Annotated in this window: 15 protein-coding genes and 1 tRNA gene; 6 read left to right on the top strand and 10 right to left on the bottom strand. The window is 44.7% G+C overall.

Going from position 1 to position 25,854, the window contains the following annotated elements:
- Positions 1 to 56: 56 nt before the first annotated feature.
- Complete coding sequence (locus tag ACLHR0_RS16620; protein ID WP_436488059.1) at positions 57 to 1,151, bottom strand: vWA domain-containing protein; 1,095 nt, start codon at positions 1,149 to 1,151, stop codon at positions 57 to 59.
- Positions 1,152 to 1,523: 372 nt separating this feature from the next.
- On the opposite strand from ACLHR0_RS16620, the gene ACLHR0_RS16615 reads away from it, so the two are divergent.
- Both ACLHR0_RS16615 and ACLHR0_RS16610 read left to right on the top strand, forming a co-directional pair.
- On the top strand, positions 1,524 to 2,369 hold the full coding sequence (locus ACLHR0_RS16615) for a sugar phosphate isomerase/epimerase family protein (RefSeq protein WP_429049426.1): 846 nt from the start codon (positions 1,524 to 1,526) through the stop codon (positions 2,367 to 2,369).
- Between the two features lie 202 nt (positions 2,370 to 2,571).
- A complete protein-coding gene (locus tag ACLHR0_RS16610; protein ID WP_436488057.1) occupies positions 2,572 to 5,013 on the top strand; it encodes an ABC transporter permease in 2,442 nt (813 codons plus the stop codon).
- A gap of 67 nt (positions 5,014 to 5,080) precedes the next feature.
- On the opposite strand, the gene ACLHR0_RS16605 is transcribed toward ACLHR0_RS16610, so the two are convergent.
- From ACLHR0_RS16605 to ACLHR0_RS16590, 4 genes are all read right to left on the bottom strand, one after another.
- Positions 5,081 to 8,320: a glycosyltransferase family 117 protein gene (locus ACLHR0_RS16605; RefSeq protein ID WP_370913286.1), complete on the bottom strand. Its 3,240-nt coding sequence runs from the start codon at positions 8,318 to 8,320 to the stop codon at positions 5,081 to 5,083.
- 185 nt (positions 8,321 to 8,505) lie between these two features.
- Entirely contained in the window at positions 8,506 to 8,778 is a 273-nt protein-coding gene (locus ACLHR0_RS16600; protein WP_436488054.1) for a putative quinol monooxygenase, read from the bottom strand.
- Positions 8,779 to 8,795: 17 nt separating this feature from the next.
- Positions 8,796 to 9,623, bottom strand: coding sequence for an SAM hydrolase/SAM-dependent halogenase family protein (locus ACLHR0_RS16595; RefSeq protein ID WP_370913288.1), 828 nt, complete (start codon positions 9,621 to 9,623; stop codon positions 8,796 to 8,798).
- Between the two features lie 247 nt (positions 9,624 to 9,870).
- Entirely contained in the window at positions 9,871 to 10,683 is an 813-nt protein-coding gene (locus tag ACLHR0_RS16590; RefSeq protein ID WP_436488052.1) for an SDR family oxidoreductase, read from the bottom strand.
- Between the two features lie 190 nt (positions 10,684 to 10,873).
- Between ACLHR0_RS16590 and ACLHR0_RS16585 the strand changes: the two genes are divergently transcribed.
- Positions 10,874 to 10,946 (top strand) — tRNA-Lys (locus ACLHR0_RS16585).
- An 86-nt stretch (positions 10,947 to 11,032) separates the two neighbouring features.
- On the opposite strand, the gene ACLHR0_RS16580 is transcribed toward ACLHR0_RS16585, so the two are convergent.
- Positions 11,033 to 12,295, bottom strand: coding sequence for a serine hydrolase domain-containing protein (locus ACLHR0_RS16580; RefSeq protein ID WP_436488050.1), 1,263 nt, complete (start codon positions 12,293 to 12,295; stop codon positions 11,033 to 11,035).
- A 195-nt stretch (positions 12,296 to 12,490) separates the two neighbouring features.
- Here ACLHR0_RS16580 and ACLHR0_RS16575 point away from each other — a divergent pair, with 195 nt between their 5' ends.
- Positions 12,491 to 12,700 (top strand): ORF6N domain-containing protein, encoded by a 210-nt coding sequence (locus ACLHR0_RS16575; RefSeq protein ID WP_436488048.1) that lies wholly within the window; start codon positions 12,491 to 12,493, stop codon positions 12,698 to 12,700.
- A gap of 190 nt (positions 12,701 to 12,890) precedes the next feature.
- On the opposite strand, the gene ACLHR0_RS16570 is transcribed toward ACLHR0_RS16575, so the two are convergent.
- The 3 genes from ACLHR0_RS16570 to ACLHR0_RS16560 all read right to left on the bottom strand — a co-directional run bounded on the left by ACLHR0_RS16570 (position 12,891) and on the right by ACLHR0_RS16560 (position 15,527).
- The gene (locus ACLHR0_RS16570) at positions 12,891 to 13,808 is read right to left on the bottom strand and encodes an arginase family protein (protein ID WP_436488047.1); all 918 of its coding nucleotides are present in this window, start codon (positions 13,806 to 13,808) and stop codon (positions 12,891 to 12,893) included.
- A gap of 45 nt (positions 13,809 to 13,853) precedes the next feature.
- Complete coding sequence (locus ACLHR0_RS16565) at positions 13,854 to 14,591, bottom strand: SDR family oxidoreductase (RefSeq protein WP_436488045.1); 738 nt, start codon at positions 14,589 to 14,591, stop codon at positions 13,854 to 13,856.
- Positions 14,592 to 14,654: 63 nt separating this feature from the next.
- Positions 14,655 to 15,527 carry a helix-turn-helix domain-containing protein gene (locus ACLHR0_RS16560; protein ID WP_436488044.1) on the bottom strand — a complete coding sequence of 291 codons (873 nt, stop codon included), beginning with the start codon at positions 15,525 to 15,527 and terminating at the stop codon, positions 14,655 to 14,657.
- Positions 15,528 to 15,775: 248 nt separating this feature from the next.
- Between ACLHR0_RS16560 and ACLHR0_RS16555 the strand changes: the two genes are divergently transcribed.
- The gene (locus ACLHR0_RS16555) at positions 15,776 to 17,014 is read left to right on the top strand and encodes a hypothetical protein (RefSeq protein ID WP_436488042.1); all 1,239 of its coding nucleotides are present in this window, start codon (positions 15,776 to 15,778) and stop codon (positions 17,012 to 17,014) included.
- A gap of 22 nt (positions 17,015 to 17,036) precedes the next feature.
- On the opposite strand, the gene ACLHR0_RS16550 is transcribed toward ACLHR0_RS16555, so the two are convergent.
- Complete coding sequence (locus ACLHR0_RS16550) at positions 17,037 to 18,542, bottom strand: transglycosylase domain-containing protein (protein WP_436488040.1); 1,506 nt, start codon at positions 18,540 to 18,542, stop codon at positions 17,037 to 17,039.
- 805 nt (positions 18,543 to 19,347) lie between these two features.
- Here ACLHR0_RS16550 and ACLHR0_RS16545 point away from each other — a divergent pair.
- Positions 19,348 to 25,821: an amino acid adenylation domain-containing protein gene (locus ACLHR0_RS16545; RefSeq protein ID WP_436488039.1), complete on the top strand. Its 6,474-nt coding sequence runs from the start codon at positions 19,348 to 19,350 to the stop codon at positions 25,819 to 25,821.
- Positions 25,822 to 25,854 lie beyond the last annotated feature (33 nt).

The raw sequence follows: 25,854 nt of genomic DNA, 5'->3' as shown, positions 1-25,854 counted from the left end.
GCAGTAGCTGTTGGCGGATGCGGGGATCCGTTTTTTGTCTATGCTGCTGTTTACTATTAATAAAACTTTCTTTTGCCGCTTTCGAAGTCACGGAAAAGAAACTGTCCCAGTTTATCGGTGCCGGAAAAGAATGCTTTACCGTTGTTGGTTTCGGTAAATTCTGTTACGAACTTCTGGAGCCACGGATCGGTGGCTACCATAAAGGTGGTGATGGGAATTTTCAGCTTTTTGCATTGGGCGGCCAGGTTGAGGGTACGGTTGAGTATTTTCCTGTCGAGGCCAAAGCTGTTTTTATAATACTGTGATCCTATTTTCAGGCAGGTGGGTTTTCCATCTGTGATCATAAAGATCTGTTTGTTCGGGTTGCGCCTGCGGCGGAGCAGGTCCATGGCCAGTTCCAGTCCTGCTACGGTATTGGTATGAAAAGGGCCGACCTGCAGATAGGGAAGGTCTTTGATTTCTATCTGCCAGGCATCATTTCCAAACACAATGATGTCGAGGGTATCCTTCGGGTAGCGGGTGGTGATCAGTTCTGCCAGGGCCATGGCCACTTTTTTTGCGGGCGTGATCCTGTCTTCCCCGTAAAGGATCATGGAATGGGAGATATCGATCATCAGGGCGGTTGACGTTTGTGTTTTGAAGTCGGTTTCTTTTACTTCCAGGTCGTCCTGGCTGATAGAGAAACTGTCTATACCGTGATTGATCTGTGCGTTACGGATGGAGGCGGTAATATCCAGCTGATCCACGCCATCGCCAAATTCGAAGGGGCGTGTTTCGGCATTGAGCTCGTCGCCCATGCCTGATTTGCGGACATTATGATTGCCGGTAGCTGATTTTTTCAGTTTACCGAAGATTTCTTCCAATGCGTTTTTACGGATGGTTTGTTCTGCTTTGGAAGTAATTTCTATGGCGCCGCTTTCCTCGTTTTCGCGGATGTATCCTTTATCTTTCAACTCCTGTATAAAATCGCCGATACCATATTCCTGGTTGGTGAGATTATATTCGTTGTCCAGCTCAGTGAGCCATTGCAGGGCTTCTGACACGTCTCCGCTGGTGTAGGTAAGGAGTTGGGTAAAAAGGTCCAGTAATTTCTGGAAAGGTGGTTTTTTGTTCTCGTCCGGGTTGAACCTGGTAAATTGTATTCCTCTCATAGCTTAGCTCATCTTCTGAATTAAATTTACCACTTTTCGCGGAGAATCGCCTTCGGCGATTTTTAAATTGTCTTACTGCCTGATTACGCTGATTATACTGATTAGGATGATTTGATTATGTTTTGATTTTTTTTATGATTAATAATAATCAGGAGAGATAAAAGCTGATATCCGCTTATATATTCCTTCATCCTTTATAAAATTCATTATAATCAAAACATAATCAAATCATCCTGATCAGTATAATCAGCGTAATCAGGCAGTAAGACAATTTAAAAATCGCCGAAGGCGATCCTCCGCGGATTTTTCTTCGCTTAAAACTTGCATTTTAGATTGAAACCAATTACTTTCAATCATCAAAAAAATAGCTATATGAAAAAACTGAGAAATGCGTTGATCCTGGCAGGTGGCCTGGCGGTTGCATTATTTGCAAAATCGGCAGTTGCCCAGAGCAGGGCAGATGCATTGGGATGGAAGCTGGGAGCGCAGGCGTGGACATTCAATCATTTTACGCTGGCGGAGGCGCTGGATAAAATGGACAGCTGTGGTATCCAGTACGTGGAAGCATTTCCCGGACAAGTGATTGGCGGTGGTATAGAAGGTAAATTTGATTACCATATGTCGCCTTCCAAACAGGAAGAAGTAAAGGCGTTGTTTAAGAAAAAGCACAAGGTGCTGCAGGCATTTGGCGTGGTAGTGCCGGAATCGGCTGCCGAATGGCGTATGCTGTTTGATTTTGCCAACAGGATGGGTATCCAGAGCATTACTTCTGAGCCCAAGCCGGAAGACCTGGACCTGATCTCTTCCCTGTGTGATCAGTACCAGATTAAGCTGGCGATACATGATCACCCGAAACCGAGCCGTTACTGGAACCCTGAAACGGTACTGGAAGCGATCAAAGGCAGAAGTAAATTAATGGGCGCCTGTGCGGATATTGGTCACTGGGTACGCTCAGGCCTCGATCCGGTAGAATGTATCAAAAAGCTGGATGGTCATATTGTAAGCCTGCATTTCAAAGATCTGAACAACAAATCTGCTGATTCCCATGATGTAGTTTGGGGTAACGGTGTTTGCCAGATGCCGAAAGTGCTGGAAACATTGAAAAATCAGAAGTTCAAAGGTTTGTTTTCTGCGGAATACGAATACAACTGGGATAACAATGTTCCTGAAGTGAAGGCCAGCGCTGCATTCTGGAGAACGATTGTAAGCAACCTGTAATAAATTATTGTTCTTACGGACAATTGATCCGGAGATAACGGCCTGGCCGGGATCTCCGGATTTTTTTATGGATGTTCGATACCGGACATTCCCTGTTCTTTACTGAACATTCGCACTGCTTCTTTTTTTTATATCTCTTTGAAAATTAAACAAATATATTCCTGTCCCGGTTTTTGCAGGCAAAGCGGCAATACTTCCTGTTATGATTAATAGTTACTTCAAATTGTCATTCAGAACTCTTTGGAGAAAGAAATCTTTCTCCCTGCTCAATATCGTAGGGTTGGCCGTGGGCATCGGCGCCAGCCTGCTGATCTTCCTCGTGATCCGCAACGAAATGAGTTATGATACTTATCAAAGTAAGCGCGAAAGAATTTTCCGGGTAGTGACCACTTTCACCAACCGCAGCACCGGTGAAAAGTGGAGGCATAGTATGGTGCCGGCGCCGCTGGCATCTGCCATGCGACGGGATTTTCCTTCCCTTGAAAAAGTAGCGGTTGCTGAATATATCGGCGGCGCACAGGTATATGTTCCGGGGGAAAACGGCGGCGAAGAGAAAAAATTTAAAGAAAGCGGGGGACTCTTTTTTGTAGAACCAGCTCTTTTCGACATATTCGATTTTACCTGGCTCTATGGAAGTGCAGCGGAGTTAAAAGAACCGAATACCGTGGCGCTTACGCAAAGTATGGCTGAGGCCTATTTTGGCAACTATAAAAACGCCATTGGCAAAATAATACAACTATGGTCTTACCGCGTGCCACTGCGTGTGACCGGCGTTTTTAAAGACCTGCCATATAATACAGATCTGCCGGTACGTATGGCAGCATCTCATGCTACCTGGCTCAGGATGGACGATCATGAACGTCAGACGCGGGAAGACTGGCGCTCGCTTAGTGGCGGAACACAATGTTTTGCGCTCACCTCCCCGAAAGATGATATAGGCAAGCTGCAGGCGCAACTGCCGGCGTTTGTGAAAAATAATTACCGGGAAGATGTGAATCAGACAACAGGCTTTAGCAGCCTGACTTTTCAGCCGCTGAAGGAAATGCATCTCGACAAACGTTATGCTACCGTAAAAGACGACTCCCTGTCGGCCACAGAACTATGGGCGTTGGCTATCATCGGTCTGTTCCTGTTAATGGTGGCCTGTATCAACTTCATTAACCTGGCTACAGCACAATCGGTTAACAGGGCCAAAGAAATTGGTATCAGAAAAGTACTGGGCAGTAACCGTCTCCAGTTATTAAAACAGTTCCTGGGAGAAACTGCCCTGATCACGGCTTCCGCCATCATATTGGGCAGCATAATGGCCTGGCTGGCTATTCCTTACCTGAGCAACCTGGTAGGAAAAACGCTGGAGTTGAACCCGCTGCGCCATCCGTCGATATTACTCTTTTTAGTATTATCCGGCGTGATCGTTACTTTCCTGGCTGGTTTTTACCCTGCTATTGTGCTCTCGGGATTCAACCCGGTGGCTGCTATTAAGAGCAGGATCAGCATCCGGCCAGCAAACGGTATTTCCTTACGCCGGGCTTTAGTGGTGTTCCAGTTTGTGGTAGCGCAGTTGCTGGTAATAGGCACGCTGGTGGTGGTAAAGCAAATGAAGTATTTCAGGGAAAAACCCATGGGCTTTGAAAAGGAAGCGGTGGTGTTGCTTGACCTGCCCAGCGATAGTACTTTAAGACTAAAATATTCCCATTTGAAATCGCGGCTTTTGCAGCTGCCTGGAGTAGAAGCGGGCAGTTTATGCTCTATAGAGCCATCTTCCCATTTCGGACGGTTCACCGATTTCTATTATAATAACGAAGCTAAGAGGCAGCCTTACAGCGTGAAGCGGATCAATGCCGATACCGGTTATTTCAATACCTTCCGTTTGGGCCTGGTGGCAGGACGTTATCCATTTTCCGATGATAGCACAAGGGAAGTACTGGTAAATGAAACGGTGGTCAGAAAACTGGGATTGCGTTCTGCAGAGGATATTATCGGGAAGATAGTTGCGGTTGATAACGGCTCCCGTAAATTCCCGGTGGCGGGCGTATTACGCGATTTTAATAATAATTCACTGAGAGATGAGATTTCACCATCTGTAATTTCGTCTGATAATAATGATTATGGCACGCTGGCACTCCGGCTGGATCCTGAAAAAGTACCTGCTACGTTAAAGCAGGTAGAGCAGATATTCACTGCCGTATATCCTACTTACATTTATGATTGTACTTTTTTTGATGACCAGATAGGGAACTTCTACAGGGCTGAAGCCATTACTGCAGCGTTGTTCAAGGTATTTGCCTTCCTGGCCATTTTTATTTCCTGTCTTGGATTATATGGGCTGGTTTCTTTTATGGTAGTACAGAAAACCAAAGAGGTAGGTATCCGTAAAGTACTGGGGGCTTCTGTACAAAGTATATTGTACCTGTTTTCCAGGGAGTTTACCACGTTAATAGGTATTGCATTCCTGGTGGCAGCTCCGGTGGGATATTATTTTATGAAGAAGTGGTTACTTGGTTTCCACTATCATATAGACATGGGCTGGGGCATTTTTGTATTGGCTATTGTATTGTCCGTGTTAATTGCGTGGATAGCGGTAGGGTATAAGGCCATCAGAGCTGCCTTGGCCAACCCGGTTAAGAGTTTAAGAGCAGAGTAATTATATTGATAAAAAAGAGAGCCCGTACCATTGGTACGGGCTCTCTTTTTTATATCCGGAAGTACGGTTACTTCGCTGAATCAGCCGGCTTTGGCACCGGTGTAGAATCTTCCGTATTTACTTGTATGGCGCCGGCGCCGTCTTTGTTTCTTTTGGTACCATTAGGGCCAAACTCGCCTTTCATCTGGTTTAACCAGGTGATGAACTGTTGTGCATTCTGGCCATCGCGTTGTAAGTCGTTGGTCATTCTGTTTGGCGGCAGTGAGCTGTAGTAGCGCAGTTGCTGCTCACAGTCTTTGATCACCTGGTTCGACAGTTCTTCTGCTCTTTTCGCATCACCGGCCATATAGTAGGCGTAGATGGTTTGAATAGAAGTATAGTTGTGCATGTTACCCGGAGTGGTCATGGCATAAGGGAAGTTGGTTTCCATTATGTTTTTGTCCATGTAGCGGAGCACGTTGAGGGCGCTGTCTTTAGAGGCGCCTTCCTGCGTCATGGCTACAGACAGTTTGGTAAATGCCTGACGGAGGTACATGATCATTTTCCTGTTGGGCTCATCGAAGTAGGTACCGCGTGTTTGAGCGCCACCGAATTCAAATTTGTGCATCAGGTTATCATACATCACGCCTACGTTCGCGTTGATGTCCATGCCCAGCGGATCGGTAGATGTAGCTTTAGGCAAAGGCACCAGGTGGTAGGTAAGACCATCGGTTTGCATGTATTCATTCAGGCCAAGATCGGTAGGGCTGGTGAAATAGATAGGCCGTTTCCAGTCGTTGGCAGCGATGATATCATATACTGCGAGGTCGTTTTTCAGCAGGTAGCTTTTGGTGATTTTGAAAGGCATGGAAGGCAGGATCTTCGCACTGTCTTTCGCCGCTACTACGCCGTTGGCAAGAATCGTTTGTTTGTCGACCGGAATAAACAGCTGACGGGTAGGCAGGAAGTTTTCTGCGCCGCCGTCCTGCGTGGTTACTTTACTGTTTACATCATCGCTTCCCATGAAGTTCATGATTTCTTTCAGGTTAAAGTATTTGTCGGCAGGAATATTTCCCGGATCGAAGAAGCGGATATAGTTGCGGTTTTCACCTTTATATTTATCGGCAGACCAGGTCATTGGGATGGCAGGGCTTTGGTTTACGGCTCTGCGCATCTGATCGATGTACCAGTCGACCCCGAGGAGGCTGAGGTTGATCACCCTGATATCGGGGCGGATGCCTTCTACTTCCTGTGCGTACCAGAGGGGATAGGTATCGTTATCTCCGACGGTGAACAGGATCGCATTTTTCTGACAGGATTCCAGGTAATCTTTGGCCACATCCCTGGCTACGTATTTAGTGGAGCGGTCATGGTCGTCCCATTCCTGGAAGGCCATTAATACCGGTACGGCGAGCAGGCAGATAGCTGTAGCCAATACGGGGGTGATGGCGCTTTTGATCCTCTTTTTCAGGAAGCTGTATACCGACAGTACGCCTAAACCGATCCAGATAGCAAATGCGTAGAAGGAGCCTACGTAGGCGTAGTCACGTTCACGCGGCTGGTTACCGGCCTGGTTGAGGTAGATGACGATAGCGAAGCCTGTGAAGAAGAACAGGAGAGATACGATGAGGGTATCTTTACGGTGATTATTATATTGATAGAAGAAACCGATGACCCCGAGAATAAATGGCAGGAAGAACAGGGTGTTGTGAGCCTTGTTATTTTTCAGACTGTCCGGTATCATGGACTGGTCGCCATATAAGAAGTTATCGATGAACGGAATGCCTGAGATCCAGTTACCGTCACGTACGTTGCCGTAGCCTTGTGTATCGTTTTGTTTACCTGCAAAGTTCCAGAGGAAGTAGCGGGCATACATGAAGTTCACCTGGTATTGCAGGAAGAATTTGAGGTTATCGCCAAATCCTGGTCTTTCACCTTGCTGGAGGCCCAGCCAGGTGCGGTAGTAATCGGCGTGGCCCTGATCGTTGCTGGCGTCCCAAACACGTGGAAAGAGCATCATATCAGCCGGGTCATATTCCGGTTCCATTTTCTTGCCGGCGATTTCATATTTTTTTGCACCGCGTGCGTAGATGTTACCGCCTTCTTTGTAACCTGTTGGGCGGGCAGTGAACACCTGGCCGTATACCAGCGGGAAGTCGCCGTATTGTTCACGACCGAGGTAACCTACCAGGGAGATGGGGTTATCTACGTTGTACATATCTACTGAAGGATTGGCAGTAGAGCGTACCATGGTGGTAATATAAGTAGAGTATCCTACGAGCATGAACAGCACGAAGGAGATGGTGAGCCGGCTGAAGTGTGCTGTTCTGGATATATCCATTTTCACGCCTACTGCTTTCAGCAGGTATGGGATGGCTATAAAGAAAGCGGCCAGCAGGAATTTGAAGAAGATGGCACCGGAGCCTGCCTCGTTAAACGCGGGTACCAGGATGATGGTAGCGATTACGATGAAGGGGGCGTAGATACCGAACTTTGGCTTCTGGTAACCGATTACCAGCAAGGCTATGATGAGTACGAAATAGAAGGTAAATCCGGAGAAATATCCCATTCCGAGGCTATTTACGAAGAAAACGTCCATATATCCGGAGGCCTTTACGGTATCCTGGATAAGGTATTTCTGTACCAGGCCGGTGACGCCGCAACCGATAACGAAGGCCCAGAAGGTTCCCCAGCCGGTTACTTTAAAGCGTCTGAAGTAGTACACCATTACCATAGCGGGGATGGTGAGGAGGTTGAGCAGATGGACACCGATAGAGAGGCCGAGGAGGTACCCGATAAGGACGATCCAGCGGTCGGCATAGGGTTCATCGGCTTCATGTTCCCATTTCAGGATGGCCCAGAAAACGATGGCGGTAAAGAAGGAGGACATACCATATACTTCACCTTCCACGGCGGAAAACCAGAATGAATCGGAGAAGGTGTATGCTAAAGCGCCTACGGCGCCTGCGCCCATGATAGCGATCATTTTTTCACGTGAGATCTCTTCACCGGCTTTCACCATGAGTCTGCGTGCGAAGTGGGTGATGGTCCAGAACAGGAACAGGATAGTGAAACCACTGGCCAGGGCTGTCATGGTATTTACGCCCAGGGCGGCCTGAGATGGTTTCAGGAACATACTAAACAATCTTCCAAGCAACACGAACAATGGCGCTCCGGGCGGATGGGGAATCTGTACTTTGTAAGCACTTGAAATAAACTCGCCGCAGTCCCACAAGCTGCCTGTAGCTTCCATCGTTTTAATGTAAACAAAGCAGGCGATGATGCAAATGACCCAGCCGACCATGTTGTTGGTCCTTTTAAAATTCATAAGGTTGTTTTAAGGTCCGACAAAAATATAAAAAACAGCAAATTATGCTAATCTGGCGAACAGTTTTAACTTTTTGTAAATATCTTTTTAGCTGTTACCCTTTTGGCTAGCCGCATCCGGGCGCCGGAAGGGAGTTTTCCGGGAGATTAAAAAAGCATTATAATTCAATGATCAGGCGCTGTTGGTTACAGGCTCACGGCAGTTTGGACGGTCCAGGCGGCAGGTTTTGCATTGAAAAGCGCTTTGGTGGCGGCCCAGGTTTCCCGGAAGAGGGGGGATTGCCGGTACTTTTCGAGTGCCGTTTCAGATTCCCACTGGCTGAAGGTGAACCAGGTATTTCCGGAGGCGGCGTGTTCCCACAGTTCGAGGTGGAGGCATCCGGGGAAGTGGCGGATGAGTTCCTGTTGTTTGGCAAAGAGTTCCCGGAAGGTGTTTACTTTTCCCGGGTCGAATTCCATTTTAACGATACGGTTAATCATTGAAAAATTATTCTAACAGTTTGGTAGTATGACAGTTGCTGGTACCCGGCTGGCTGTGTGAGCTGGTCGCGGCGGAAGCCTTGCAGGCCGAATAGGCCGGCGGCATTTCCTTTGTTGATGGCTATTTCCAGGTAGCCGGCAGCGTTGAATAGGGCGAGCTTGGTGCCTTCGGGAACGTCTGCATAGGTTTCGCTGATCTGGCTGATGACTTCATCGCGTCGGAAGAAGATGCGGAACTTCCGGTTTTTGCACTGCATATCGAACTGTTGCCGGGTGATGTTCACGACAACGTTTTCGAAGCTGTCGATATGAATGATCTGTCCTTCTATGAAGTCGTCGCCCACAAGTGGCTGCAGGTTGTGTTTTACGTGGATCTGCTGGGTGAGCGGGCCGAGTTCACCGAGGGCTTTGCCGCGGCTTAGCTCCCGGGCGGCGGATGCCAGCAGCTGGATGATGGTAAATGTGTTTTTGGGTGCATCCGGCGGAAGGGGCAGTTTAATGACCTTCTCCGGCATACCTCCGGCAATCATGGTGAGCAGGCCATTGTCTGCGCAGCCGATGTATTGCCCGTTATGTTCTGCTACCAGCACATGATCCGGGCGTTTATCGAATAAATTGATTAATACAAAGTGAAAGGTGCCGAGCGGGAAATAGGCAAAGGCGCTTTTACAGATATAAGTGGCCTGTGGTAGATTGAAGGGGCTGATATGGTGTGTGACGTCCGTAACATGACATTCCGGGCAGTATTGCCAGAGCTGCCCTTTGATGGCACCTACCAGGTAATCCTGCATTCCTATGTCTGATGTTAAAGTTATAATGGACATGCCCGAAAATCTAAATCCAAATCCCAGTGTTCAAAACCCACGAATCAATTCCCGTCCTCACTCGTCTATCCGTTTTTCATTTATCCGGAATGGCAAATTAAAAGTGCGCTTTCCTTCCAAAAAAGATGCCATTGGGGGTTAAGTGAACTAAACTTAGTGCAAATAAAGACAAAAAAGCCGAGGCGATCGTATTTTAAGCGGAATTTTTTGCACTAACGTTAACGGCTACAGTGAAAAGAATGGTTGCTTACTGAAGAGGGGAACCGGGTTCTTTTTTAAAGTGATTATAAACCATTTTGTCCAGGAAGCCGGGGAGGAGTTTACTTAACAGCACGGTGAGTTTGCCCTGGCCGGTGAGTACCAGCGTACGTTTACGTTTGGCGATAGCGGTGGCAATAGCGGCTGCTACTGCTTCTGCGCTCATCAGCTTACCTTCGTCCAGCGGGGTTTCGCTTTGTGCCTGTCCCTGTGGATTGAGTGCGGTGTTACGTATATTCGAGGCCGTGAATCCGGGGCATACCCACATCACGTTAACGCCTGTATGTAAATTTTCGGTGCGCAGCGCTTCCAGGAAACCCTGCATGGCGAACTTGGAAGCGGAGTAGCCGGTACGTGCGGGCAAGCCCCTGTACCCGGCAATGGAAGATACTCCCACAATCGTTCCCTTGTTAGCCTGAATTGAGGGATATGCAAATTTGGTACAGTATACGGTTCCCCAGAAATTGATATCCATAAGTGATTTCAATACGCTTACATCCAGATCGCGGAACAGGGCGCGCATGGAAATGCCTGCATTGTTGATAAGGATATCTATTTTTCCGAATTGACTGATGGTACTTTCGATAAAGGCTTTACATTCGGCCTCTACACTAACATCTGCGACGAAAGTAAACAGCCGGGTGTTATTGACTTCCTGTTGCAGGTCATTGAGGGCAGCCTGCTTTCTGCCGCAAACAGCCACATGAGCGCCATGTCCCAGTAATTCTGTTACAAGGGCTTTTCCAATTCCTGACGATCCGCCTGTGATGACAACCGTTTTATTCTGAAAGTACGTTTTCATGGGTATAATTTAGCTTCACAAAAATAGGTGAGTAACATCAATTTATTACAAGGCATTTACAGAAATGTAATGAACTATTTTTGGGTGGGAGGTGTTATAATACTTTGTGGTGCCCGGTTTGGGATATTTTTGAATAAAAATTTGGCAGGAATAAAAATATTCCTATTTTTGCAACCGCTTAACAGCAAAGGATCTCCTAGCTCAGTTGGTAGAGCAATACACTTTTAATGTATGGGTCTTGGGTTCGAGTCCCAAGGGGATCACAGACAACTTACAAGCCTGCGCATAGCGCGGGTTTTTGTTTTTAGCCGAGTTCGATTGTATAACCTCTTTACAACCTATGTATTTATCATTTAACCAGGTGCAATTTTCCTGCGTAGTGGCTCATAGTGCCCCATATCTTTTCAAATCCTGTCAGCAATTTTTTGTTCACACCATTCAGTCCTTCCAGTTCTGTATTGGTGATTAATAACATGCCATAACCTTTGGTGGGGCTAAAGAAAAGGAAAGCAGTAACTCCTCCATCGCTGCCACTATGCCCGATGATACCATTTTTTTTCATGGCATAGAACACACCAATATTAGGCTCTCCTGGATCTATATTCTTTGGATTATAAGCAGTTGAAAATGCAGGTTGTAACATGGTGGTGTAGGAGGCAGCAGTAAGAATTTTTCCTTTGCCTTCCTGCCCTGCAATATTTTCTTTCAGAAAAAGACTCAGCTCATGACAAGAAGTGGTAAGCCCGCCATCTGGATAAGTAACGGAACTGTATTTTGGATAAGGGACTTTGAGGCCGGTGTATAAGGTTGCCAGCTTTGTCTGGTCTGCGGTGGCGGTAGACCAGGTGGTATGTGTCATCTGCAATGGCTGCAGAATGTATTGTTGTGTGTACTGAGCGAAGGAAATACCTGATTTAAGTTCTATCAGCCAGGCCGCCAGATCAGAACCGATATTGGAGTACTCATATCTTTTACCTGGTGCGGCTTTATCAAAATTATTATTTGAATAATAAGTGCCGGACGCGCTTAAATAATCCTGGAGAAATGCGCCTAAAGTAGTGTCTTGGCCTTTTGCACCATAACCTTTTGATTTCAGTAGACTATAGATGGGATTGTCTTCCTGCAAGGGGGTATTGTATAAGTATGTCTTTTTGTATGCAACAGGGTTATCTGTTATCCCTGAAGTGTGCGTAACGAGTTGTTTTAACGTGATGGGTATTTTAGGCGCGTACGGATGTTGTACTTTAAAAGGTAAAATACTGTTGATGTCAGTGTCCAGTGTAAACAGGCCTTGTTCGATAGCTTTCATCACTGCCATTCCAATAAATAGTTTGCTGATAGAAGCAATCGGTTGTACCGTAGTAGTGGTGTAAGGAATGTTTTTTTCAAGGTCAGCGAATCCGAACGCATGTTCGTATAAAATGCTATCACTGTTTACAATAGATACGCTGAATCCCGGAAAACCGTTTTGCTGGTATTGTGTAGTTAGCGCGGCTGTTAGCGAATCAGCTGCTAACTGTCCCCTGACAGGATCAGCATTACAGATAAACAAAAGAAGGAGAAAGAGTTTTCCGACGATTTTTTCAACAGAATCCTGGTGTATACCTTTCATATTAAGAATATATTTCTTACCATAAAGAAAGGTTATTTTAATGAGAACTTTTTTTAGGAAAATGAGGTTGGCCGAATGCCTGCGATTACTGTATATTTTACAAAAGTACGAATGTACAGTTAGGCTATTTCGGCCAATTTTCGTAAATCAAAGACAAAAAGGTTCGGGTTTTGTACCATAGGGATCACTGGAAGATTGAAAGCCTTCAAGTCGCAAGATTTGAAGGCTTTCTCTAATTTAATTTATGAACTTTATGGTGTTGAAACTAAAAGATTGAAAGAGGCTGTAAGAAGAAATATAAGTCGGTTTCCTGAGGATTTTATGTTTGAAATGAACAAAGAAGAGTTTGAGAATTGGAGGACGCAATTTGCGTCCTCTAAAGAAGTGTTTAAGGGACTTCGCTAGGCACCTTTTTGCTTTAGTGAGCAAGGTGTGACTATGCTTTCCTGTGTTTTGAACAGTGAGAGAGCCATAGCTGTAAATATCCAGATAATACGGATATTTCATCGGATGCGGGAGATGATTTCAACTCACAAGGACATTTTATTGAAGCTGGAGCGACTTTTCTCTAAAGGATAGCCAGTGTTACCGACAATCAAAACACGTGTTTATCATTACAGGAACGGAAGGCACGCACAATGGTATCGCTGATATTTTGGGCGATCTGTCCGGTAGTATCGAAGCGGGGGTTGAAGATGGTGACATCAAAACCAATGATCCTGCCGGTACGTAGAAGTTGGTGAATAAAATATTCCGACTGCTTAAAATCAAGGCCGCCGGGCAGGCGATACTCTACTGCGGGGTTCAACTCATCAGACAACACGTCGGTATCAAAATGCATCCAATAGCCCTCCAGGCCGGGATCAAGGTTTGCTATTGCAGCAGCAGTAACTTGTTCTATTCCGTCCTTTTCAATGTTTTCCAGGTCATAACGGATGATAGTGGTTTCGCGGATATCCTGCGAGCCGTATTTTTTTGTCTCCTCCCAATCCCGCTGGCCGATATGAATCACGTGGTCATCCTGCACATAGGGCTTTGAGTTGTTGATGTTGGTAAGTATATCCGGTCCCCGACCGGTAACAATCGCCAGGTCCATGTCCGCCACTTCGCCGGTTACTGATTTTTCGGGTTGGTAGAAGTCGGCATGTGCATCTATAAAGATCAGCCCATATTTACCACGGGTTTTGAGACCTGACATGATACCCAGGAGGATGCTGCAATCGCCGCCCAATATAAGCGGGAAGCGGTCTTTATCCAGCAGTAAATTGACGGCTTTTCCCAGCTCGATAGAGAAATCACGCAGCGGCACCGGGTTGAGACAGTGGGTATCAGGGTCTCTTTTATCACTGTACTGCCCGTTGAGGGTAGCCAGGTGCAGCACCGGATGTTCAGGCTGCAGCCGGCCGAGGCCGGCTTCCAGCAGGGCAGCTGCCAGGTCCTGCACGCCATTCGTGCGGAGCCCCAATATGGAAGGTGCCGCCAGGATCTGTATGTTGAGATTTTGTGTACTCATATACGGAATACCAGGGCACAAAATCTATTCCAGATCAGCTGCCCACTACCAGGGTATTTCTCCTGTTTCAGGATTATTTTCCTCACTGAAAAATTTTCCTGTAGGGCCATCATTGTCAATCAGCGCATATTTTACGATCCGTTTTCCGGCGTCTTTAACCGTTCCGGGTCCACGATGTCCATTAAAATCTGTTTTTGTAAATCCAGGGCAAACGGCATTTATTTTGAAAGGAGAATTTTTAAACTCGTATGCTAAAACCACCGTGTACATATTCAAGGCTGATTTGGAAGAAAGATATACAGCGCCTTTGTAGTCGTAGTATTTATATGTTGGGTCGCTGTGGAGGGTAATTGAACCCTGACTTGAACTTACATTTACAATGCGGGGTGCTGACGACTCTTTCAATAAATCAATAAATGCCTGCGTAACCCGCACTGCGCCGTAGATATTTGCGTCATAAACTGCCTTAAACTGGTCAATCGTTGAATCAAGTGCCGTTTGTGGGGAACCACCATAAATACCCGCATTATTAATAAGTATGTCCAACACGTTTGTTTTTTTACCTATTTCTTTACGGGCTTTAATTACTGATTCATCGTCTGTAATGTCAAGCTGAATAGCTTCTGCATTGTTTAATCCCTTTGCTTTTAGTTTACCAACGGCTTCAACGCCGTTTTCTAAATTACGACTGCCGAGGTAAACATACATTCCTTCCTGAGCAAGTTGCTGTGCAACTTCAAAGCCAATGCTTTTGTTGGCTCCTGTTACTAATGCAAATTTCATGTTGTATGAATTTTATAAAGCAAAAGTAGAGAGGCCAAAAATAGCGGGGATGGACAAATCTGTTTATTCTCCCGACAAATCTTGCCTGGGTAAAAATTCACTGGCGCTTTTTCCTGTGCTTTTTTTGAAGAGCCTTGAAAAATAATCGGGGTCATTAAAACCCAATTCGTAGGCCAATTCTTTGATGGAAATATTAGAATACCGCAATTTTCTCTGAGCTTCCGCCATCAGGCGGTTAATAAAATAGTCTTTGGGCGATGTGCCGGCGTATTCTTTTACAATCCGGTATAAACTGTTGGTAGATAAAGCTAATTTTTCTGCTATTGCGTTGATAGAAGGTTGCTCTGTAAGGGATGTTTCCACAACTAATTTGAATTCAATAAACTTTGAAAGGTTTGCATTTAAGATATTGCCGTGTTCTTTATTTTTGAAATAGGCGCTGTTTAATTCTGATAGCAATAAGTTCAAATAAGCTAATATTATTTCAGTATCGGTTTCATATTTATCTAAATACAGTATCTCATTTAAAATTCCAAAAACCTTTATAACTCTTTCTTTTGCAGCACTGTCAAGAGCTATGGTCGGTGCGTTTAAAGGGTTGACTAAAAAAGGAAATTGTTGTGGCAACAAGGCCAATGTATTTTCATCAAACAGTAATTTGAAATATTTGAGATTGTCTGTTTTAGCGGGTGGCGTCAAAATTTGATTGGGCATTGCAAAAAGCAGGTGCCCGTCAGTAAGCGTAAAGTCTTGTAAGTCTATATTGTATGTAATGGAACCGCTTTCAATTAATACAATAAAATAAGAAGATAATCTGCGGGGTTGCAGGATCTTGTTTTGAATATCAGCTGAAAGATAAGGATTGTCGTTTGAGCGAACCTTTATTCCCAGTTCATCATGCTGTAAGCCTTCATATTTCCCTTTTTGTTCCTGCATATTATTTGCTCAAAGGTATTACAAAATACGTATTCTTTTTTTATATTTCATAATCACTTTTTTATTCCCTGAAGAGTATATTCCATTTGGTTGTTTACGGGAGCGCTTAAAAATCTTGTCAAACTCTTGCGCAATCATTTGAATCTTCTAGTCCCTTTGATTGTATTTAGAAAATAATTTTCAAATTATTTCCTATATTAGTCTGATGCCACGGATTTGTTAATTTGTTTAAACCCGACACTACTATTATGCTCACGACTAAGTTTCTCCAACTTTTTAAAAGGCGCACTTCCGGATCTTTAAAAGAAGGAAAGTCAACATTTACGGATGATTGTGTGAGGAAAGTCCATTGCACAGGTAATAGACAATGGATCAGGAAATTAAATACCCAATGGAAAAAATTCGTAACTGAAACAGAACCTTTTCCTGCCCGTTTTTCAGGAAGAGGAATTGTAATTTGCGCCGGGGGCGTGAGTTATTTTACCTGTGCCTGGATCAACATCAATATGTTGAGAAGAAATGGCTGCACACTCCCGATAGAAGTATGGTATACCGGAATAGAGCTGAATGCAGAGGTCATCACGGCATTGGAAGGATTGGATGTAAGGTGCAGGAATTGCCAGGATTACACAACAACCAATCTTGCTGCACTCACGAGCTACGCCATGAAGCCATTTGCCATTCTACAAAGTGATTTCAGGGAAGTGTTATACCTGGATGCCGATAATAATTGTATCTCAGATCCTGCATTCCTGTTTGACAGTAAAGAATACCAGGAATATGGAACGGTTTTTTGGCCCGACTTCTGGACAACAGACCGCCATAACCCTATTTGGAAAATTATTGATTCCGGAGAGGATGGTTCGATAGAGCAGGAGAGCGGACAGCTATTGATTGACAAAGAAAAATGCTGGAAAGAGCTGAACCTTTGCCTCCATTTTAACCTGAATAAAAAAGACTATTACAGGATGTTATTGGGAGATAAAGATACCTTCAGATTTGCGTGGAAAGCGCTGCATACTCCTTATTATATGATTGCAGATGGCGTAGGACTATGTGGAATGGAAGAGTCTACCGTTGGCTTCTGCGGTATGTCAATGGTACAACATGACCCGGCCGGAAAAATATTATTTCTCCACAGAAACTGGTTCAAATGGGACATTATGAAGGATGACGAGATCATGTGGACAACCATCAAAAGATACCAGCCGGGAACCAATAGGTTATTCAGGTTGAAATTTTTGACAAGAGGAAAAATCAAGTTAAAATTTCTGGATCTGGGAGGGGATGTCGAAACTGTTTCATTCCGGGAATTATTCGGCGACTATGAAATCAAATGTCTCGAAATACTTAAGGATCTCAGGTCCAGTGAGCTTTACAGCCGGTTCCTGCAACATACCTATTTTTCTTTGTCAAGGCCAGCTTACGCAGATGGACATACGGAGAACATTTTTTCCGAATCCCAGATGGCTGCCTTATCTGATTAATGATTTATATCGTTTGGTCAGGTTAACTACCGGTCACAGTAGCCTCCGCTTCTGTCAGGTTCAACTCTCCCAGGCCGGGTGCAAATGTTATTTTGTATTGTATGTTTTCAAATTCTTCTAAAGAGATGATGTCCTTTTTAAGCATCACTTTTGAATTGTGCAGAATGTGTGCTGTCAGGTTCTTTCTTAATTTCGGTGAATTCATTTTAAGGGCTTCCAGGAAGAATTTTGGTCTTGGTATAATATAAGCCAGGGCAAGCGATTCGGTCAGGGTGAGCTGATTAGCTGGTTTATCAAAGTAGAAGTAAGCAGCTTCCTGGACGCCATAGATACCCGGACCCAGCTCAATGATATTAAGGTATATCTCCAGTATCCGGTCCTTTCCAATGGAAAACACTTCTTCCAGGTACCACGTCAGTATAACTTCCTCTATTTTTCTTTGAAAATTTTTTCTATGATACAGGAAAAGATTTCTGACCACCTGCATGGTTATGGTACTGGCGCCGCGGCTTAATTTCCTGCTTTTTATATTGGATGCCATAGCAAGAAAAATAGCCTCGGAGTCAATTCCTTTGTGAGTGTAGTAATGAGGGTCTTCGGTGCAGATAATTACCTTTTTAAGATCTGCTGATATCTTGTCCAGTGGAAGGAAAAAAGAATTGCTGCTGTCAAGGTTAATTGATTTTACAGCGATATCTCCATCATAGACGGTATGAACAAAAGGTTGTTTTAAATAAGAATAGTCTGCGCCGCCATGATCCAAAATGCGAAGGTTGTTATCCAGTTTGATTTCAAATTCTCTTTTGAATGAGTTGGTTAACTCAAACCGTAGACGGGAAAGGAAGCCCAGGGTGCCGGAAAACGAACTCCTGTATAAACTTTGTGTGCTGAAGTCCTGAAAAGATTTCAATATATCCCCCATTTGACAAGAAACCAGGTTTACTCCCAACTCGATAATGTCATTTTCCCTGTAGAAATGATCCAGGTAGAAGGGGAATCTGAGATTATTCAGATGAAAACTGGATTGACGGTCGATATGAAATCCTTCTAAGTCGGGTTTGGCATACAGCATCATGCCCAGGTCACACGCAAATGCCTGCTGATTACTTACCTTACTATTGTGCAAGGTGAGGTCATGCGTATTGGTTTCAAGATCATAAGAGATCCCGTTGTTTTCGTCTTTACCCCGGCTAAGCTTCAATGTTAATTGTTTGGCGGTTACTGTGGTGGAGGGAGTATCTGTTTGTAGATCAGCCACCATGGTGAAATTACCTACATCTATTGTCAGCTGTTTTTCCGCAACCAGCTTCCTGGATATTCCTTTTGGCTGGAAGCGTCCATCCAGGTGACGGGCGTCTGGCGCCGTGTTGTAATAGCGCTTGTTCAAAGCAAACGAACTGATTTTTACCTGTACATTTTTGGGCCCCGAAAAAATTATTTCCAGGTTCTCCATATTGACCTGCGGAGGAATCGATTCAAAAGCAGTATCTACCCGGGTGGATATGCGCTTGTAAAAGTTTCTGATCATATCCTGGGGATTGGCAACTACCGTACTCTTAGCTGTCGTACTTGCAGGTATAGTTTCTCTTTTGTTAATAATAATTTTACAATCAGATATTTTTACAGCGATCAATTTTATCCTGCCTTTTAAAAGGGAATACCAGCTGAACTTAACCTGAATGCTGCCGGTTTCACATATCATATTCCGGGCGTTATTATGTAAGCTAACAGGCTTTATTTTTATGCTGTTAATACCGGTGATGCTGATAATACCGAGATCTACGCTTATCCGGTAGCGTGATTTTATTTTAAGCAGGATTTTTTCTTTTAAGGATCTGGCTACAGATGAGGTTTGGAGCTTCGTTAATAAACCGGGTTTTGTAACGTTGGATTGCATAAACAGAAATTAATTGATAATTGAAGATTCAAAATGTGTGATGCGCTATAGGAAGGCATATGGATACAGCACAGTAAACATTGGGTTATTATACAAATAATAGAAAAGCAGTTTTGACTCTTCTAATAATTTTGAAATTATCATTTAAAACATTATTTTGCAAATATTAAACCCGAATTTCTCAATTTTTTTTATTGACCCTCGATTTGTAACAACCTTCAGCGGAGCTGTGTCTTGCTCCATTCAAATTCAACCTGATACTCATTTTGCCGTCAGCGTACTTATTTTCCGGAATGTAATAATTCTGCGAACAGAGCAAGCTATGCGATAAAAATTTATGCTATGCCGCTACGTGATTGTACTGACAGGATTTTCCTGTAATTCCACGTGAGCATCCCGCTGAGTTTGGAAGCCAGATCTGAGTTAACTAAGCGATATGCGTATAACAAACCTCATTCAACTTATACAGGCACAAAGTACATTAGGAAATGCTGGTATTACCTTTATTGAAAGCCATACTGATGAACATTTCCTGTTGTATGAAGATTTGTATGAAAAAGCATTGCAGTGCTTACTGGTGCTACAGAAACGGGGCGTTTGCCGGAATGACGAGGTGATCCTGCAAACTGATGATAATAAATCTCTTCTTATTGCTTTCTGGGCTTGCATATTAGGAGGAATGATACCGGTGCCGCTGGCAACGGGAGGAACGGATATGCATCGGCAAAAGCTCTTTAATGTCTGGAAGATATTGAACAGGCCTCACCTCATCTCCTCTGCGGCGCACTTTGAAAAGATGACAGCATATGCCCTGTCAAACTCCCTTTTTGTAAACAGTGACGAGATCGGCACCCGTTACATTAATGAGTCGGAAGCGCTATCAGCAGGTGCGGCGGCTGAGCCGGTAATCGTAAGCCCGCAGGACATTGCGTTTATCCAGTTTTCTTCAGGCTCTACCGGAAATCCCAAAGGCGTTGTACTCACTCATGAAAATCTTATTGCCAACATACAGGGCATTAGTAATGCTGCCCGATATTCGGTTTCAGATTCCACGTTGAGCTGGATGCCACTGACCCATGATATGGGTATGATCGGCTTTCATCTTAATCCTTTACTACATGGAATGAATCAGTGCCTGATGCCAACGAGCCTGTTTGTTCGCAGGCCTGCACTGTGGCTGGATGCACTTTCCCGGCACAGGGCCACCATTACCTGCTCACCTAATTTCGGCTACCGGTATTTTCTGAAGCATTATACGCCCGATGATCATCACGACTGGAACCTCTCCAGCCTGCGGATTATCTATAACGGCGCTGAGCCCATATCTACAGAAATCTGTAAAGAGTTTACAGATAGCATGAAAAGATATGGGTTGCAGAAACAGGCAATGCGGCCGGTGTATGGACTGGCAGAAGCTAGTGTGGCAGTTACCATATCGGATCTTGACAGCGATGTAGTATCTGCAATGGTTAGCAGAAATCATGTTAATATCAATGATAAGGTTGTGTTTAGTGAAGAGACTGCTGACGCTGTTTCTTTTGCAGATGTTGGCAAACCGGTGGACGGCTGCTCACTGAGAATAGCGGATGATAATGATCATCCGGTTGATGCTGCTGTAATAGGCCATATACAGATAAAGGGAGATAATGTAACAAAGGGCTACTACAATGACAAACATGCTTCCGGACAAGTATTCAGTGCTGATGGATGGTTGAAAACAGGTGACCTTGGCTTCCTCAATGATAAGGGATCATTATTTGTCACGGGAAGAGCAAAAGATATCATCTTTATTAATGGTCAGAATTTTTACCCGCACGACATCGAACGCATAGCGGAGGAAATTGATGCCATAGAACTAAACAAGGTAGCCGTTGGTGGCTTTTTTAACAGAAATACGCAGAGAGACGAAGTAATTGCTTTTGTGCTTCACCGGGGTGAGCTTTCTTCGTTTATTCAAACCGCCATGCAGCTGAGGAAATTGATCAATACCAGGTGTGGATTTGAGATTGACCAGGTGATTCCCGTAAAGAATATACCCAGAACTACCAGTGGTAAGCTGCAACGTTTTAAGCTGATAGCGCAATACCTCGAAGGTAAGTACAGGGAAACAACAAATGCATTATTTCGCTTAACGGAAGATGCAGCCAATGATTTTGACGTGTTTCACCCGGGGACACCTGTCGAGCAAAAGCTATTTGATATCTGGCAGCGGATTCTGAAGCATCAGCATTTTAATGGGAAAGGTCACTTCTTTGAAAATGGCGGGGACTCTTTAAGGGCATCTGAGGTATGCATGTTGGTGAAAAAGGAATTAGGAGTGGAGTTGGGCCTGGAAGTATTCTTCCGCTATCCCACCATCCCGGCGCTCGCTGCTGAAATAGCCAACCTGGAGAAAGCGGCGCCTTATCATTCCATCTCCCGTACAGCACCGGCAGATACATATGTATTGTCTGCTGCACAAAAACGGATGTACTATACATGGGAAGTAGATCAAACGTCTACCGCATACAATATACCTGTTATTTTAAAGATAGACGGTCCTGTTAACCGGGAAAAGCTGAAGGCAGCCATAGAAACACTGGTATCCAGGCATGAAGTGTTACGTATGTCATTTAAAGGCCCTCAACAGCCGGTATACAGGATTCACGAAGCAGTGGCTTTGCCGTTCGATTATATAACTTCCACTCCGGAGAACCTGGATCAATTGTTACAGGAGTTGGTTACCCCTTTCGACCTGCATCAATCCCCACTGTTCAAGATTCGCCTGGTAAACATTCCGGGGCAGCAACATTACTTGTTTTTAGATTTTCATCATATCATCTGCGATGGTATATCCGCGAATATTTTTGTACAGGAATTATTCGAATGCTACAGGGGACATGAGTTGCCTTCCCTTCCCGTTAATTACAATGATTATTCGGATTGGGAGCACCGTATGTTTGCATCGGGCAACCTCCAAAGGCAGGAATTATTCTGGAAACAGCAATTGGCTCAATCCGTTCCGGTACTGGACCTGCCCATTGATTTCAACCGTCCCGTTATTTTCAATCCTACAGGAAAAAAGCTGGAAGTACTGCTGGATAAAGATATTACCGCCAGTCTTTCCCGGATAGCCACACAATATGCCTGCTCACTGAATACACTCCTGTTCACATTATACAGCGTGCTGTTATCAAAGTACAGCGGACAGCCACAAGTTGCAATAGGTATTGCCGCCGCGGGCAGAACTCACCCCGATCTATTAAATATAGTAGGCATGTTCGTCAACAGCCTGCCTGTGATAAGCGATATTTCCGCCAGCACTTTTTTTCCGGACCTCCTGGAAAAACATCATCACCTGTTAACGGCCGTGTTGGATAACCAGGATTATCCTTTTGAAAGAATGATACAACAGGCGGGAGTACCTGCTGATGCCAGTCGTAATCGCCTTTTTGATACCATGTTCGTTTATCAGAACATTGGCTACGATCATATGACGACCGGCGATCTGCAGGTGCAGCGCCATTTCTTCGATCCGGGAATTGCCAAGTTTGATCTTTCGATGGAAGTATTTTATTATGACCAGACATTAAAGTACGTCATCGAATACAACACAAACCTCTTCAAAAAGGAAACAGCAGAACGGATTTCCGGTCACTTTGCCAACCTGGTAAAACAAATAACGCAGAAGCCGGACATCAGCCTTCATGAAATAAATTTGTTGGGTGAGGTAGAGTACCGGGATATCATTCATCATTTTAATGACACCGCCACAGATTTCCCGCGCCATACCACTATCCATGAGCAGTTCCGGCGGCAGGCGGAAGCCACGCCAGAGGCGATTGCGATAGAATACGGGGAAGACACTATCACTTACCGTGAATTGAATGAACAGGCTGACCGGTTATCATTTATTCTGAGAAGCAAAGGTATCAACACGGAGAGTATTGTGGCAGTACTGATGGACAGGCGTCCTGAACTGATGGTGGCCATACTGGCAGTGCTGAAAGCGGGTGCCTGCTTTTTGCCCATTGATATATCAACGCCTGTCCGGAGAATCAGCTACATGCTTACAGACAGCAGGGCAAGCATGATGATCACAGGCAAAGACCTGCCGGAGGTAGCTTTGCTGCTTTCTGAGCTGCCCTTGTTGGAGGTATTGGATATCAGTTCGCTGACACTGCCGGAGAATGTTCCTGCTACTTATAGCCCGGCTGAGCCAAACAGCCTGGCTTATATCATTTATACTTCCGGTACCACCGGCAATCCCAAAGGCGTAATGATTGAGCATCATTCATTGGTCAATTATATTACCTGGGCTTCAGACATGTATGTGAAAAAAGAGAAAGCTGCTTTCCCGCTGTATACCTCTATTTCATTTGATTTAACCATCACCTCTTTATTTTTGCCGTTGGTAACCGGTAACAGGATCGTTATTTATAGCGCCGCGGAAGATGAATTTTTGATGCGGAGAGTAGTGCTTGATAATAAAGTGGCGGTAGTTAAAGCCACTCCCTCGCATTTGATATTGATCGCCTCCTGCATTTCCAGGGAAGTTGCGCGCAACAGTAAAATAAAACGCTTTATAGTTGGTGGTGAGGAATTGACCCGCTCCATTGCGGCGGAAATACACCTGCTTTTTGGCGATCATATAGAGATCTATAATGAATATGGACCGACAGAAGCAACTGTTGGATGTATGATTCATCAATTTGACCCGGCAGACAAGGCCGTGGCAGTGCCTATTGGCATACCTGCTGCTAACACCCGCATATATGTGCTGGATGATTCGCTTAGGCCGGTACCTATTGGAGTTAAAGGGGAATTGTATATTTCCGGCGAAGGGGTGGCAAGAGGATATTTGCGTAGCCAGGACCTCACCGGGCAGAAGATCATCAGCGACCCTTTTGTGGCAGGGTTAAGGATGTATAAGACGGGCGATATTGCGAAGCGCCTTCCTTCCGGCCTTATTGAGTATATAGGCCGGACAGATAAGCAAATTAAGATCAGCGGCCATAGGATTGATCTGACTGAAATTGAACACCAGGTGGCAACTTACGAGGGGATTGCTTCTTCGGTAGCCATCATAAGAGAAGGGAAGAAGTCACCTGTTATAATAGCTTATTACATTGTTTCGGGGATGCAGGAGACCATAGCTGAACCGTTGCTCAGGTCGTACCTGTCAGACAGATTACCCTACTATGCTATGCCGGCTTATTTTATTCAACTGGATGCTTATCCGCTTACCTCTAATGGAAAAATAGATCACGCAGCACTTCCGGCAATGGAATTTTCTGAAGCTTCGAATGTTCAGGAGATAGATGCACGCGATAAAACTTTTATAGCCATATGGAATGAGGTATTTGGGGTAGATAATATTTCGGCCAGTGATAATTTTTTTGAACTCGGAGGAGATTCTATCAAGGCTATTCAGATATTATCCCGGTTGGCTGATGAAGGTTTTATGCTGACCATAAAGGATATTCTTATCTATCAAACAATCCGGCAGATCGTTTCTAACCTGCAGAATACAGAAAGTCGCCGGGAATATGAGCAGGGATATATAGAGGGGGCCCGTGAGCTGATGCCTATTGAAGCCTGGTTTTTTGATCAGGATTTTCAATGTCCTGATTTCTACAATCATTCTATGTTGCTTTCGTTTCATGAAGAGATCGATCTCCATTTGCTGCAGTTGTCGTTTCAGGCGCTCATCAGGCAACATGACGGAATGAGAATCAACTATGATCCCCGGCGGAAAACATTATTCTATAACAAGCATCACCGCGATAGCCCATTTGCCATAACATCGTTTGAACTGGATGTTCAGGGCGAGGAAATGAAGGGAATATGCATGTCTCTTAAAAGCAGCTTTGATATTTCAAGGGACCTTCTTTTGAAAGCAGCTGTTTTCAAAATGGGAGGAAACCACAGGATGTTATTTATCACCGCACATCATTTAATTGTTGATGGTATTTCCTGGAGAATTTTGTTGAAGGATCTTTATACTACCTACAAAAGTCTGAAGAACAATAACCCGGTAAAATTCCCCGCTAAAACAGCCACTGCCAGAGAGTGGTATGATGCTTTGCTGCGATATCCGCATGTTGATGGCAATGCGGCGGAACTGGCATTCTGGCAATCAGTGGCCGATGTTCCATTTTCACTTCCCCTGGATAAGCGGCCGGCAGACTGGCGCACGATGAATGCTGCAAATGAGAAACGCACGATAGATAAAGCAGGCACGCGGGCGTTATTGAAGCTTGCACACCAGGTATATAAATCGGACATCACCATTCTGCTAAATGCGGCTTTGGCACTGTCTGTCAGGGACTGGATAGGAAAGAATGTATGTGTTATCGAGCAGGAAAATCATGGAAGATATCTCGATGATCTGAATATCTCCAGGACTGTTGGCTGGTTTACTTCTATGTATCCACAGCAACTGCAACTCCATGAGGGGTCCCTTGAAGCTGTTATATGGGGGGTCAGGGAGCAAATGACCAATGTTCCCGGCAATGGGCTGGGATACGGCATTTTCAGGTACCTGCATCAGGCCCTGCAGGTTAGCAGGGAGAAATTGTCTGAAATCAGGTTTAACTACCTCGGACAATTTGACCAGGAATTCGACAATGATCTGTATGCTTATTCTGATGACACCAGGGGAAGTAACACAGCCCCGGACAATGTAATGACGGCTAAACTGGAACTCAATGTTATTGTGTTAAAGGATTCACTGGAAATAGATATACAGTATAATCGTTTGGCCCATGAAATGGCTACCATTCAATCATTTGCGGACAACCTGGTGAAATGGCTGCTCCATATGATGGCATATAATAAATTCCGGGAAGAGTTACCAGTTACTTCTTTTTCCCTGGGCGCAGGGGCGGATGGACTTGACGACGATGAGTTGTCAGTTCTTTTTAATTAATACCTACCGGTTATTCTTCAAAAATATTACCCA

It is taken from the genome of Chitinophaga sp. ARDCPP14, from assembly GCF_051362515.1.
GTDB lineage: Bacteria > Bacteroidota > Bacteroidia > Chitinophagales > Chitinophagaceae > Chitinophaga.
This window is presented reverse-complemented; position numbering and strand designations above follow the sequence as displayed.

Coding starts and splice junctions, on each gene's coding strand:
- ACLHR0_RS16610 (WP_436488057.1), top strand. CDS start 2,572: ATGATTAATAGTTACTTCAAATTGTCATTCAGAACTCTTTGGAGAAAG.
- ACLHR0_RS16555 (WP_436488042.1), top strand. CDS start 15,776: ATGCTCACGACTAAGTTTCTCCAACTTTTTAAAAGGCGCACTTCCGGA.
- ACLHR0_RS16600 (WP_436488054.1), bottom strand. CDS start 8,778: ATGGAATTCGACCCGGGAAAAGTAAACACCTTCCGGGAACTCTTTGCC.
- ACLHR0_RS16565 (WP_436488045.1), bottom strand. CDS start 14,591: ATGAAATTTGCATTAGTAACAGGAGCCAACAAAAGCATTGGCTTTGAA.
- ACLHR0_RS16570 (WP_436488047.1), bottom strand. CDS start 13,808: ATGAGTACACAAAATCTCAACATACAGATCCTGGCGGCACCTTCCATA.
- ACLHR0_RS16605 (WP_370913286.1), bottom strand. CDS start 8,320: ATGAATTTTAAAAGGACCAACAACATGGTCGGCTGGGTCATTTGCATC.
- ACLHR0_RS16595 (WP_370913288.1), bottom strand. CDS start 9,623: ATGTCCATTATAACTTTAACATCAGACATAGGAATGCAGGATTACCTG.
- ACLHR0_RS16550 (WP_436488040.1), bottom strand. CDS start 18,542: ATGATCAGAAACTTTTACAAGCGCATATCCACCCGGGTAGATACTGCT.
- ACLHR0_RS16560 (WP_436488044.1), bottom strand. CDS start 15,527: ATGCAGGAACAAAAAGGGAAATATGAAGGCTTACAGCATGATGAACTG.
- ACLHR0_RS16615 (WP_429049426.1), top strand. CDS start 1,524: ATGAAAAAACTGAGAAATGCGTTGATCCTGGCAGGTGGCCTGGCGGTT.
- ACLHR0_RS16580 (WP_436488050.1), bottom strand. CDS start 12,295: ATGAAAGGTATACACCAGGATTCTGTTGAAAAAATCGTCGGAAAACTC.
- ACLHR0_RS16620 (WP_436488059.1), bottom strand. CDS start 1,151: ATGAGAGGAATACAATTTACCAGGTTCAACCCGGACGAGAACAAAAAA.
- ACLHR0_RS16545 (WP_436488039.1), top strand. CDS start 19,348: ATGCGTATAACAAACCTCATTCAACTTATACAGGCACAAAGTACATTA.
- ACLHR0_RS16590 (WP_436488052.1), bottom strand. CDS start 10,683: ATGAAAACGTACTTTCAGAATAAAACGGTTGTCATCACAGGCGGATCG.